Source organism: Paraburkholderia sp. LEh10 (assembly GCF_017814945.1).
Taxonomy (GTDB): Bacteria; Pseudomonadota; Gammaproteobacteria; order Burkholderiales; family Burkholderiaceae; genus Paraburkholderia.
The window spans coordinates 189,237-202,758 of the sequence record NZ_JAGIPX010000006.1 but is presented as its reverse complement, the minus strand read 5'-3'; the positions used below and the strand labels follow the sequence as shown (position 1 = coordinate 202,758).

The following is a 13,522-nucleotide window of genomic DNA, read 5'->3' as shown; positions in this document are numbered from 1 at the left end:
CAGCCTTGCACTCGCACTGTCCGTAGCATAGTCACTGCCGTGTGGGGGTTCCACTCTACCGTGGCATACGGGTGGATTCCGTCGACATAGCGGGGCTATACCACGGTATAGCCCGCCACTTCACGGTTGCTCGCGATATGAATGTTGGACTGGCCCGCGTACACTTCACTAGGCGATCGTGTCCACGATGCCACCGTCCACGCGCAGTGCGGCGCCCGTCGTCGCGGACGCTTGCATCGAGCACGCATAAACGACCATGTTGGCCACTTCTTCCGTGCTTGCCGCGCGACGGATAATCGACGATCCACGCGTTGCAAGGACAAATTCGTTCAGTTTCTGCTCCGGTGTCATGCCTTCCTTCCTGGCGGCCTCGGCGACCATTTCAAGCGCACCGTCCGACAAGGTCGGTCCCGGAAGTACCGAATTGACCGTGACGCCCGTGCCTGCGGCGAACTTCGCGATACCGCGCGCGATGCTGAGTTGGGCCGTCTTTGAAAACCCATATGCGAGCATGTCAGGCGGAATATTGAGGCCTGACTCAGAGGAGAGAAACACCACACGGCCCCACTTTCTATCCATCATGCCCTGCAGATATGCGCGGGTCAGCCTCACGCCGGACATGACGTTGATCTGAAAGTAGCGCTCCCAGTCTTCATCGCTTGAACTGAACAGATCGCCCGGGCCAAACACCCCGAGGTTGTTGACGAGTATGTCGGTACCCGGCACAGTCTTTACGAATTGATCGACCCCCGCGCGTGTTCCGAGATCGCCCGCTACACCTTGCAGTTTGGCGTTTGGCACGGTCTCGCGAATTTTTCCAATCGCACGATCGACCGCCTCCTTTGAACGTCCGTTCACGATAGTTTCCGCACCCGTTCCCGCGAGCGCTGCCGCGATGGCGAGACCGATGCCCGCACTCGATGCGCTAACCAATGCCGTTTTTCCAGAAAGATCGATATTCACGGTGTCGACTCCATTGAAGTGAGATCAGTCCTGTTCGTCGTGTGGCCCGAAAGAAAGGGCAATTGATTCTATGTCGCAAGGCTTCTGTTTGTCAGAGTGGCCTTGTGCACGATCGGCGCGCTGGTGGGATCGCGTGCCGCGATCAAACCCCGTTGCGGGCCTGCTTGTGTTTGCCATCAATGCGTCAAGCGTCTGACGCCCGACGACCTCGCGGCGCAAAAGTGGATCGGCGTGATGCACAAGCCGAGTGAAGAACGCCACGACAACTTCATCGCGCTGAGCCGCTGCAATCGGTGCCGCTTCGACTGCTTGTTATCGCGCGACAGCGATAGTCAAGCGCGCGAGCGCGCGTCAGATTATTCGAATCCCTACAGGGCGAAATGACAAATTTCCTCTGATCAGGAAAGCCGCCCCATGGCAAATACGTCAAGATCGGTCCACATCGAGCGAATGCTTGCTGCTGCGTCTCCTCGGGCAGATGCATATCTGTCCCTTTGTGCCCCGCGCTGCCGCGCGGGCACCTTTTCTTCCAACGATCAATCGCCTGACTGGCAATTGGGCTGTTTGCCCTGCATTGGAGGTCGACATGAAACTCATCCATACTGTCTGTGTCGCCTGCGCACTCGTGCCGATGGCCGCCTATGCGCAATCACAACCGCAACCGGCCAATCCGGGTTCGGTTCAATCCCAGGCCGATCAGGCGCAACAAAGCGCCACATATCGCTTTCTGCGCGAGATCAAGGCGGCTCAGGCGAAAGATTCGTGCGTCGGCCCCGTCAGCTATTGCACGATCTTCTTCGGCAGCTGACAGGTTTGCGTCTGCGGTCTTCAGATGCCGGCGTGTCGTGCGTCGATACCGAGGTTTGTTGAGCATTTCAAGGAGGCTATCTTGGCAAAACCTGCGCTCTTCACGCCCATCAAACTGGGAAAGCTCGAACTGGCAAACCGGATCGTCATTGCGCCCATGTGCCAATACTCGGCGACAGACGGCTGCATGAATGACTGGCATCTGATGCACCTTGGCCATCTCGCGATTTCCGGCGCGGCGATGCTGACCATCGAGGCCACAGGCGTCTTACCCGAAGGCCGCATCACTTACGCGGATGTCGGCCTGTATGACGATGCAACGGAAGCGGCAATGCGTCGCACGCTGGACGCCGTCCGCTATTGTTCTGACATACCCATTGCTATCCAGTTGAGTCACGCTGGCCGCAAGGCTTCGACCGAAGTCCCCTGGAAAAAGAGCACTCAGTTTGCGCCCGGTTCCGAGTTGGGCTGGCAAACGGAAGCGCCATCGGCGGTGCCTTTTTCCAAGGACAATCTCGCTCCCAACGCGCTCGACCGCGACGGCCTGAAGCGGGTGCGCGAGGCTTTCGTCGCCGCGGCGCACCGCGCGCACAGAGTCGGCATCGACGCGATTCAACTGCACGTGGGCCATGGCTATCTGCTGCATCAGTTCATTTCTCCTCTGTCCAATCATCGCGACGACGAATACGGCGGATCATTGGAAAACCGCATCCGTTATCCGCTCGAAGTATTCAACGCAGTACGCGATGCGTTTTCCGGCGACAAAACAGTGACGATCCGGATCTCGGGAACGGACTGGGTCGAAGGCGGTTGGGATATAGAACAGACCGTCGCGTTTGCGCAGGCAGCCGAGAAACTCGGTTGCGATGCGATTCACGTCACCAGCGGCGGCTTGCACCCTGCCCAGCAGATTCCCGTCGGGCCGAACTATCAGGTCCCACTCGCGCGCACCGTCAAACAGGCTGTGAAAATGCCCGTGGTCGCCGTCGGACTCATTACGGGATTCGAGCAGGCAGAGGCCATCGTGGGAACAGGCGACGCCGATCTGATCGCCATTGCACGGACCATACTTTATGATCCGCGCTGGCCGTGGCATGCCGCTGCGGAGCTCGGCGCAAAGGTTCGCGCGCCAAACCCCTACCTTCGTTCGCAACCGAGACGGTTCAAGGACCTGTTCGAGAGCGAATAGATTTCATGCGATGGGCGGTTATTCCAGTTCCTCGGCTCTCGTCGCCAGATCGAACTGGAATACCGCGCCCCGCGGTGTATTCGCAAAAACATGCAGCGTCCCGCCATGAGCCTCGACGATCGTGCGGCAAATCGAAAGGCCCATACCCATGCCCGTCTCTTTAGTAGTGTAGAACGGTTCGAAGAGCCGCTCGATATCCGACTCACGCCCGGCGATTCCCGGCCCCGAATCGCTCACCGTGACGCGCACATGGTTTTCACCATGCGCGCATGTCGAGATCGTCAACTCGCGTAGGCCGTCGTCGCAATCGCTCATCGCTTCGACGGCATTGATCGTCAAGTTCATGATGACCTGTTGCAACTGGACACGGTCGCCTTCCACGGTAGGTAGGTCCCGTTCGAGGTCGGCATAGATCGACACACGATGTTTCGCTGCCTCTGCGCGCGTGAGCCCGATGACCTCGCGAATCGCGTCATTGATGGCGAGTTGTTCCCGACGCGCGGGCGTCTTCTTGACCAGATCACGAATGCGGCGGATAACGTCGTTGGCGCGTGTGCCGTTGTTCACGACGCGCGCGAGCGCCGCTCGCACTTCGGCGAGGTTGGGCGGTTGAGCATCCAGCCAATGCGTCGCGGCCTGCGCATTGAGAACGGCCGACGCTACAGGCTGCCGTATTTCGTGGCTGATAGAAGCCGTCAGCTGGCCGAGCGTGGATATCCGGTTCGCATGTGTGAGTTCGATCTCGATCTCATGAAAGCGTCGCTCGCTTTCCCGTGCAAGGGCTTCTGCGCGCTTGCGTTCCGTGAGATCGACGACGAAAGCCACGACCTGTTCTGGCGCGCTCGCGAACATGGCCGCCCCCATCAGCACTGCGACGCGGCTCCCATCTGCCCGGATGAATTCCTTTTCGACAGGCGGGAGCACGCCTGTCTTGCGCAACTCCGCGATGGCCAGCACATTCTGTTCGTGCCACTCATGGGGCGTAATGGCAAGGCAACTGATTCGCCCCGCTGACAGGTCGTCCCTGCTATAGCCAATGATGCGCAGGAACGCATCGTTGGCCTCGTAGATCGGGCTGTGCAGGTCCCAGATGAACACCCCGATAATATTTGCATCCACGAGGCTGCGAATCCGCGTCTCGCGCTCGGCGAGATCGCGATACAGACGCGAGTTCTCGAGCGATATCGCAGCCTGCGACGCCAACAGTTTGAGCGCCGCCACGCGGCTCGTGGTGAATACATGCGACGTGATGCTGTTCTCGAGATACAGCAGCGCAATCAGCTTTCCCTGATACACGAGCGGCATGCACGCAACCGAGAGCGTGTGGTGCTCGCGAAGATATCGATCGGACAAAAATTCGTGCTGCCTCGAAGCATCGTTCAGGATGACGCTCTCACCCGTCCTGAGCGCATACTGAATGATCGAAACAGGCAACGTGTCCGACTGCAGAGGGTGTCTGTCGAGATTGACGGTGATCGTTTCACCCACGGTCTCCGCCATGGCCTCGACGCGCAATTGCGCACCGTTATCGACGATCAGCAGTCCGCGTTCTGCACCCGCGTGCGCAATGGCCGTGCGCATCACCGTGCGAACCAGGTTGTCGAGCACGATTTCACTCGACACCGCTTGCGACAGCTTGAGTACCGTCGTCAGATCCAGATGTTCGACAGGCGCTTCGATACTGCTCGCTGCAGCGTGGCGGTCGTCGTGCTGCACAAGTTCGGGATACAGGTCGTCCAGTTGTTTAACCTTGCCTTTCGCGCCCCACTGCACATAGGCGTGGCGCGCATTGCGCAGGTACATGTCGGCGATCTGTGCTAAACCGCGCGCCGCGTAAAAGCGCGATGCGGCCTGACAGGCAATGGCCTCATTGTGGACAAACCCGTTTGCGCGCGCCGAACGGATCGCGAGATCGTAGAGCTTTTCAGCCTCGTCGATATTACCTTCGACGCGAGCCATCTCCGCCCCCACGAGCGCTGCACGGTTTTCAAAATTTTCGGGACAGTGAAGCGCCCAGATTTCGAGCTGCTTCCGGTGCCGTGCCATGGCATTCACATGGCCCTGCCGCGCTTGCGCATCGGCCTCGTTCCAACAGGCGCCATGACTCAGCGCGCCATAGAAATGAAACTCCGCCGTCTCGAACTGGGACGTTGCGACCCATAACACGCGCTCGGCTTTCGTTTTGGCATCCAATGCTTCCGGGAAATCGTCGGCGAGATACCTCGCCTGTAGTTTGCGCGCCCAATAGTCGAATTCCGGCAACGCAAGCGTCGTCGAACTGGACAGATGCGCTTCGAACCTGGCTTCATCAAATTGCGCATCGTTGAAACAGCCGAAACGCGCGGTCGATCCGCGCAGCGTTCGCACGAGCCCGCGATACGTCACCAGCATGTCATTGACGAGGCCAAAGCGTATCTGGTCTGAAATGGCCAGCGCCTTGTCGACTTCCGTTTCCACTTCGCCGAGCGGATCTCCCACAGAGACGAGGTTCTGGATCAGATCGCAACAGGTGTACAGCGTATAGGTCAGATCGCCGCTTTCGCTTGCGATGTCGAATGCGCGCCGTATGGGTTCGCGTCCTTCGCGCACGTGCCTCGCCCATGGCACGGCGATGTTGCCAAACGACGTGGAGGTTCGCGCCTTGAAGCGCGTCAAACCGCGATGCTCGACGAGGTCGTAGCCCAGACGTCCGAAACGGTAGCCCATTTCGTATTGGTCGAAGAACGGCCCGGCATAGGTCGAAAGCCACACATACGCGTAACAGGACGCATCGGAATTGCCGTATTCGAGACTCAGATTGACCATGCGGCACAGGACCAGCGCGCACAGATTCTGGTCCGTAAAAAATGCTGGCGTCACGATTTCTGTGAGCACGTCGAGCGTGTCCATGACATCCGTGTCGCTCAGCAGGGGCAAATCGATCAGTTGTTCGATCTGCCGGCCGTCGAGTAACGACAGGATCCGCTCGTACTCGATTCGCACGCTTCGTATGTCAGGATGCGGCAGCCAGTCCGTCCCGCCGCGGCGCAGATACGCCAGACAGATTTCAACACTGCGTTCGCTTTGATCCAATGTGGTGTACAACGCGATCCGCAAGCGCGTAACGAGCGCGACATGATGGTTCGTCCTGACGCGTTCATCGAGTTCCGAGAGGCGCACTTCTGCCGAGCGCATTTTCCCCGTCAGCATTTCGCATTCGGCAAGCAGATATTCGATGCAAAAACTGAGTTCGTATTGCGTGTTCCAATCGTCGTCGATCAATAGCGAGCGGCCCGCCGACAGGAAAGTCAGCGCCGACGCATACGCCGTCGATGCCTTGGCGCGCCGAGCGGCCATCAGATTTAGCGAGGCTATCCGCTCGCGCTCCGCGCGATTCGTGATCAGGTGAATAGCGCGATTGAATTGACTCACTATATCGAAGACCTTCTCCTCGAGTTGCCCCGGTGGTGTGCGCAACAACAGGAGTCTTGCGATGCGAAGATGCTTGTCGGTGCGAGCCTCTTCGGAGATGAGCGCATAAGCGGCTTCCTGGACACGGTCGTGAAGGAAACGATAGTTTTCTCCCGCACTGAGCACGAGCCCTGCACGAACGGCGTGCAGCAGCGCATCGCCCAGGGCTTCACGCGATTGCTCGCAGATCGTCTCGAGAACAGAAAGCTTTGACGCATTGCCGACGCAGGCGAACTTTTGCAGCACGACCTGCGTTCGCACCGGCAAACGCGACAGCTTGCCGACCATCAGCGCCACGACATTGTCGGTGTAGCCCTTCGCATGGATGCGGCTGATATCCCATGACCAGCGCACAGCAGCGTGGTCGAACGTCAGTAGCCCTTCATCGGCAAGAGAAGAAAGAAACTGCAGCGCGAAAAACGGATTTCCACCCGTCTTCTGGGAGATCACGCGAGCCAGCGGCACCGCCTTGGTGGACGAGCAGCGCAGCGCGTCCTTGACGAGTTGCTCCAGATGTTCGGCGCCCAAAGGCGGTAGCACGATCTCCTGCACGGGAACGCCCGATGCGCGGATACTTTCGAGCGTGCGGGTCAGCGGATGAACCGGCGTGACCTCGTTGTTACGGTAAGCACCGACCAGCAACAGATGGCGCAGATCGCCCTGGATGAGCAGGTCCTCGAGAAAATCCAGCGTTGCTGCATCGAGCCATTGCAGATCGTCGAGAAACAACGCGAGCGGGTGTTCGCTGCGCGCAAAGACCGCAATGAAACGTCGAAACACGAGATGGAAGCGCCGCTGCGCGTCCTGCGGCGACAACACCGAAACCGATGGCTGATCGCCGATCACGATTGCCAGATCCGGCACCAGCTCCACGATCAGGCGTCCATTCGGACCGAGCGCTTCGCGAAACGCGTCGCGCCACATCGCAAGCTCGCTTTCGCCCTTGCTCAACAGCACGCGGACACCGGCCTGAAACGCCATGGCGAGCGTCGCGTACGGAATGTCGCGCTTGTACTGATCGAACTTGCCAACCAGAAACAGGCCGCCCCGCGGCACGAGCACCTTGTGCAGCTCGTTCACCACAGCAGATTTTCCGATGCCCGAATAGCCCGTGACGAGTACCAGCCCGACCCGTTCCCCCTTGACGACGCGATTGAACGCCGCAAGCAGCGTGTTCACTTCGGCTTCGCGTCCGTAAAGCTTTTCGGGTATCAGCAGACTGTCATAGGTGTCGTATTCGCCAAGCTGGAAATCGGCAATTTTTCCATGCGTATCCCAATCGGCCAGACATCGCCGCAAATCGTGTGCTACGCCGCCTGCTGTCTGATAGCGGTCCTCAGCCGTCTTCGCGAGCAGTTTCATCACGATTGACGAAATTACACGCGGCAGTGCCGGCGCCAACACCACGGGCGCGGTGGGCCGCCGTGCAATGTGACAGTGCACCAGTTCCATCGGATCCGTCGTACCGAACGGCAAGCGCCCCGTGAGCATCCGATAAAAGATGACGCCCAGCGAATACAGATCGCTGCGCAAATCGACTGAGCGGTTCATGCGGCCGGTCTGCTCGGGTGCCATGTATGCAAGCGTTCCAGCGATAAATTCCGGCGGATCTGGCGACTGCCGCTCCTGACGCGACGCGGACGTAATGCCCAGTCCCGTCAGGCGAACAACGGCACTCGTTCTTTCGACCAGGATATGCATCGGGTTGAGGTCGCGGTGCACAAGTCCGCGCGCGTGAAGCTTGCCGACGGCCGAAGCAATATTGATGGCAAAGCGAAGGAAGCTGACGGGATCGAATGGTGCAGGGAGTCGTTCGAGCGGCTCGCCAACCCAATCTTCGAGCAGAAGCGCTGTTTTCCCCTGTTCCCGCAGTAGCTGCAGCGGGCGCAACGCGAACGAAGCATCCAGCTTGTCTGCAAGCGCGAATTCGTGCGCAAGCCGGTCGATGACCTCAGCGGGCGGATGCGCCCGTGCGGGCCGCACGACGCGCACAGCCTCGAAGCTGCCGTCATCCGTTCGACGTCGTCCTCGACAGATGATGTATTCGCCGTCTTCCCATGAATCCGCAAGGAGTTCGACGGCGACGGCATCGGAGGGAGGGGTCAGAAGATTCAACAAACACTCCCTGAGAGCAGCGGCGCGCAATGGCGTAGGGTGCGGCGGCCTTCGAAATTTTGGCTGCGGTCCTTCCCGGCGTGGGCCGCAAACGACAGTGCGCCTGCCGCTCGGTCGCTAATCGGTGCGATGGTGCACTCAGTGCCGACGAATCATCGAAGACGGCAATCGTCGCAAACGACGACAAAGCATTGACCTCCGCGTTACTCTACGCGCAATTCAAATGGGATGCTCGCTTGGTGCGCGCACCGTTTAAATCCATCTTCAATCGTGGGTTTGTGTATCACGCCATTCATCATTTTCCATCCATGAATGCTGCCCGTCTCGTGTTGGCAGCCTCATTCAGATACAGCGGATGGCCGCGCTCGACGGCTTCCGTTAGCGCCGGCAGCGGAATATCTTCGATAGCGTTTAAAAGCCTTTTAGCCTTGCGTTGTGCATCCTGCGGGACGGCCACGAGTTCTCGCACCAGGCTGTCGGTGAGCATCTCCAGGTCGCTGTCGACGACAAATTCCGTCGCAATGCCCCACTCGTAGGCTTGCGCCCCGCGAATCTGCCGGGAGCGCATAACGATCTCTTTTGCACGCCCGGCGCCCACCAGTTTCTGAAGCCGCGCCAAGGCGTCGGCGCCGGGCACCTGATCTGCGTTTTGCGAGGACAGCGCGTAGATCGTGGTTTCGGTTGCGATGCGAAAGTCGCATGCCAACGAAAGCCCAAAGCCTGCGCCGAAGCAATAGCCGCGATTCGCCGCAATGACGGGCTTACTGCAACGCGCGGGCGCTTCGATGTTCCATATGAATCTGGCGATATGCTCGGGTGACGCACCCGTCGCATCGTCGATATCGCTTGCGCTCGAAAAGTGTTCGCCTTGCGCGCGCACGACAATGACCCGCACTCTCGGGTCGTCGTCCAGTACTTCGAATGCGGCACGCAACTGTTCCCATTGCATGCCCGATACGAGATTGAACAGGGGGTGGTCGAGGATGATGTCCGCGCGCAACTCGCTCTGGTTGATGTCGATGCGACCCACGTCCAGCTCCGGCGAGATTCTCTTCACGTGGTGAACGAGCTTGATCATGAACAATCCTTTTTGTACGTCTGTCGAAAAGTCAGCCAAACGTATGATGAAAGGCGCGTTGATGCGGCTTGTACCGCGATGTGCTTTCGAACGGCCAGTCGTTGCGTAACCAGGAAGAGGCGTATGTCGGTTAATCCGTGTGTATGTCCGACAGAGATACGCCACGCTCCATGGCTATACTTTGGCACGAGCGCTGGCTAGCCGCTGCTTAAGCGTGGTTAAACATGGTAAAGGTCGTTCAGGTGGGGTGGTGCGCGCAGCACAGGGCGGGATAGTACTTCTCGCCGGCGCGAGCGCCGCCGTTAACAGGAGCAAGCCTGCGCAAACACGGATTCGTCATGATGGTATTGCGTCGTGCCCCAGAAAAAGGGCACGTGGGTTTTGTGACCGATCACGGCGCGTGCGTTGCTTTCCTCAATTTTGCAACCTCGCTGGCGCTGACTGCAGGCGCACCGTTGTTCCAACCGGCACGGATGAATGTCAAAACGTCGGCGATCTGTTGATCATTCAGAACGGGTGCATATTTCGGCATCGGATACGCAGCCGGAATGCCGCCGATGACAATATCTTCCGTGCCGTTCAAGGTCACGTTTATCAGTGAAAGCGAATTTTTCTCCAGCACGTTCGGATTGCCCGCGAGCGGCGCAAGCAGTGGTGCGAAACCCCGCCCATCGACACCGTGACAATGCATGCAGAAAGCCGTATAGACGCGCCCGCCCGCGTCGTTCGCCGGGCGGTTGAGAGAGACCTTCGTCGCCTTTGCATCATAGGCATACGCGGTGGTGCCGGAATCGTTCACGGCGGGCAGCGACTTCAGATAGCGCGCAATTGCATCAAGATCGCTATCCGATAGGGTCTGCGTGCTGTTGTTGATCACGCTCGTCATCGAACCGAACGCCGATGCATGCGGGTTTGCGCCCGTCTTCAGAAACTGCGCGATATCGGCTTCAGACCATCGTCCAAGACCCGCGTTATGCGCACCCGTCAGATTGGACGCAAACCAGTTGTCGACGGGGCCGCCCGACAGGTATGCGCTGCCGCTTTCATCGAGCGCTTTCTCCTGAAACGCGATGCCGCGCGGCGTATGACATGAGCCGCAATGCCCGAGGCCCTGGATCAGGTAGGCGCCGCGATTCCATGCCACGTCCTTGCCAGGCTTGTCCTGATACACGCCCTTGTCGAGAAACACCATGTTCCAGAATTTCAGCGGCCAGCGCATATTGAGCGGCCATTTGATATCCGGCTCGCGGTTCGGCTGCCTGACAGATGCGACTCCGTGCATGAAATAGGCATAGAGCGCGTGCACGTCGTCGTTGTTGACTTTCGCGTACGACGGGTACGGCATGGCGGGATACAGATTATGACCGTCCTTCGCGACGCCGTCGCGCAACGCCCGCCCAAACTCTTCCTCGCTATAGCGCCCAATACCCGTGTCCGGATCGGGCGTGATGTTGGTCGAGTAGATCGCGCCCATCGGCGTCAACATTTGCAAGCCCCCTGCAAACGGCTTGCCATGCGGCGCTGAATGACATGCAATACAATCGCCCGCCTTCGCGAGATATTCGCCGCGTTTGATGAGTGCATCATCGGCGCCGGCCGCGTGCGCGGAGATGGCAATCATCGATTGCATGGCAGCGATACGCGCGGCCACCTTCAATGTGGTTTTCATCGTCGGCCTCCGCTTATGCACTGACAAGCTGGTTGCCAACCGGCAACTGACGCAAGCGCTTACCTGTCGCCGCGTAGATCGCGTTCGCGATGGCAGGCATCGCCGCCGCTGTGCCCGGTTCGCCGATGCCGCCCGGCGCCTCGCTGCTCTTGACGATGTGCACGTCGATCACCGGGGATTCGTGGATGCGCAGAATGCGATAGTCGGTGAAATTGTTCTGCTGCACGCGGCCGCGATCAATCGTGATCTCGCTGTAGAGCGCCGCCGTAATGGCGAAGATGACACCGCCCTGGATCTGCGCTTCGACGGTATTCGGATTCACCACCATCCCACAGTCGACCGCGCACACCACCCGGTTCACCCTGACTTCACCCTGATCGACGGTGACATCCGCGACCATCGAGAAGAAGCTGCCGAACGCATGCATCACCGACACGCCACGCCCCTGTCCCTTCGGCATCGTGCCGCCCCAACCGGCGGCCTGCGTCGCGACGTTGAGCACGTTCAACGCACGCGGCGTTTTGCCGAGCAGGTCACGCCGGTATTTGACGGGATCGATCTTCGCCTGCGCCGCCAGTTCGTCGATAAAGCTCTCGACGACGAATGTGCCGCGCGTCGGCCCCACGCCGCGCCAGAATGCCGTCGGGATCGCACGCGGCTCCTGCCGCACGTAATCGATCAATTGGTTCGGGACATCGTAGGGCAGGTCAGCGGCGACCTCGACGGCATCCGGGTCCACGCCGTTCTTCATCGCGCCCGGTGCGAAACGCGCGAATATCGACGATCCGACGATGCGATGCTGCCAGGCCACCGGCTTGCCATTCGCATCGAGCGCCGCCGAGATCTTGTCGTAGTAGTACGGCCGATACATGTCGTGCTGGATGTCTTCCTCGCGCGTCCACATCACCTTGACGGGAACGTTCAGCTGCTTTGCCACCTTCACGGCCTGCGTGACGCCATCCACTTCGAGCCTGCGCCCAAAGCCGCCGCCTAGCAAAAAGTTGTGCACGACGATCTTGTCTGGCGCGAGCCCTGTCACCTGCGCGCCGGCATCGACCGCGCGCGTCGGCACCTGTGTGCCGACCCAGATCTCGCAGCTATCGGGCTTCACATGCACCGTGCAATTAATCGGCTCCATCGTCGCGTGCGCAAGGAACGGCTGCTGATAGACGGCATCGACGCGTGTACTCGCCTTTGTGAACGCGTTGCTCACGTCGCCGTCCTTGCGCGCGACGGCGCCATCGCGCTCCGACGCGACCGCCAGATCATCGACGATTGTTTTCGTCGACACCGTCGCGCCAGCGCCTTCGTTCCAGGCGATCTTCAACGCCGCCGCGCCGCGTTTCGCGGCCCACGTATGATCGCCGATCACAGCGACGCCGTTGTCGATCTTCACGATCTGGCGCACACCGGGAATCTTTTTCGCCTCCGTATCGTCGACGCTAGCGAGCGTTCCGCCGAACACAGGGCAATTCACGATCGCCGCATAGACCATGTCCGGCAGACGCACGTCGAAGCCGAAGACCGCGCTGCCGTCCACTTTCTCCGGCGAATCGAGACGCTTTGCCTGGGTACCGATCAGCTTGAAATCTTTCGGGTCTTTCAGCGGTACGTTCTGCGGCACGGATAGTTTCGCGGCTGCATCGACCAGCTCGCCGTATGAGACGCTGCGCTTCGTGTCGGCATGAATCACCTGACCATTTTCCGCGCGACACGACGCGGGATCGACCTGCCATTGCTGCGCGGCCGCGTTGATCAGCAGCACGCGCGCAGTCGCGCCCGCGCGCCGCATCGGTTCCCACGCGTAGCGGATCGACGTCGAGCCGCCCGTCAACTGACCGCCGAGCAGCGGGTCCATGAAACGCTTCTCGTCGGGTGGCGCGTGGTCGATCGTGATGTTGTCGAGCGGCACTTCGAGTTCTTCCGCGATCAGCATCGGAATCGACGTGTACACGCCCTGACCCATTTCGACTTTCGGGACGATGAGCGTGACCTTGCCTGCCCTGTCGATCTGCACGAACGCATTCGGTGCGAACACGCCGTCTTGCGGCGTCTCTACGCCGTCGCCGCCGATGACCGTCTTACGCACGTCACCATGCCCGCGCGCGGGCATGGTGAAAGCCAGCAACAGGCCGCCGCCCGTCATCGCTGCGACACTTGCGCTGAATTTCAGAAACGCGCGGCGTGTGACGAGGGCCGACGCGCAGTCGGGCGTTTTGCCATTCTGTGCTTCGAGCAATCCTTGCGACAT

8 protein-coding genes are annotated in these 13,522 nt (G+C 59.8%); 3 read left to right on the top strand and 5 right to left on the bottom strand.

Features of this window, described 5'->3' with window-relative positions:
* Window positions 1–168: 168 nt before the first annotated feature.
* Complete coding sequence (locus J8I87_RS07505; protein WP_209930804.1) at window positions 169–963, bottom strand: SDR family NAD(P)-dependent oxidoreductase; 795 nt, start codon at window positions 961–963, stop codon at window positions 169–171.
* Window positions 964–1,065: 102 nt separating this feature from the next.
* Here J8I87_RS07505 and J8I87_RS07500 point away from each other — a divergent pair, with 102 nt between their 5' ends.
* The 3 genes from J8I87_RS07500 (at window position 1,066) to J8I87_RS07490 (ending at window position 2,959) form a co-directional block, all read left to right on the top strand.
* Window positions 1,066–1,347, top strand: coding sequence for a hypothetical protein (locus J8I87_RS07500; protein ID WP_209930844.1), 282 nt, complete (start codon window positions 1,066–1,068; stop codon window positions 1,345–1,347).
* Window positions 1,348–1,417: 70 nt separating this feature from the next.
* Window positions 1,418–1,771 (top strand): hypothetical protein, encoded by a 354-nt coding sequence (locus J8I87_RS07495; RefSeq protein ID WP_209930803.1) that lies wholly within the window; start codon window positions 1,418–1,420, stop codon window positions 1,769–1,771.
* 81 nt (window positions 1,772–1,852) lie between these two features.
* The gene (locus tag J8I87_RS07490) at window positions 1,853–2,959 is read left to right on the top strand and encodes an NADH:flavin oxidoreductase/NADH oxidase (RefSeq protein ID WP_245253755.1); all 1,107 of its coding nucleotides are present in this window, start codon (window positions 1,853–1,855) and stop codon (window positions 2,957–2,959) included.
* A gap of 18 nt (window positions 2,960–2,977) precedes the next feature.
* On the opposite strand, the gene J8I87_RS07485 is transcribed toward J8I87_RS07490, so the two are convergent.
* From J8I87_RS07485 to J8I87_RS07470, 4 genes are all read right to left on the bottom strand, one after another.
* On the bottom strand, window positions 2,978–8,524 hold the full coding sequence (locus J8I87_RS07485; RefSeq protein ID WP_245253754.1) for an ATP-binding sensor histidine kinase: 5,547 nt from the start codon (window positions 8,522–8,524) through the stop codon (window positions 2,978–2,980).
* A 295-nt stretch (window positions 8,525–8,819) separates the two neighbouring features.
* Window positions 8,820–9,602: an enoyl-CoA hydratase/isomerase family protein gene (locus tag J8I87_RS07480; RefSeq protein WP_209930801.1), complete on the bottom strand. Its 783-nt coding sequence runs from the start codon at window positions 9,600–9,602 to the stop codon at window positions 8,820–8,822.
* A 391-nt stretch (window positions 9,603–9,993) separates the two neighbouring features.
* Window positions 9,994–11,271, bottom strand: coding sequence for a c-type cytochrome (locus J8I87_RS07475; RefSeq protein ID WP_209930800.1), 1,278 nt, complete (start codon window positions 11,269–11,271; stop codon window positions 9,994–9,996).
* A 13-nt stretch (window positions 11,272–11,284) separates the two neighbouring features.
* A complete protein-coding gene (locus tag J8I87_RS07470; protein ID WP_209930799.1) occupies window positions 11,285–13,522 on the bottom strand; it encodes a xanthine dehydrogenase family protein molybdopterin-binding subunit in 2,238 nt (745 codons plus the stop codon).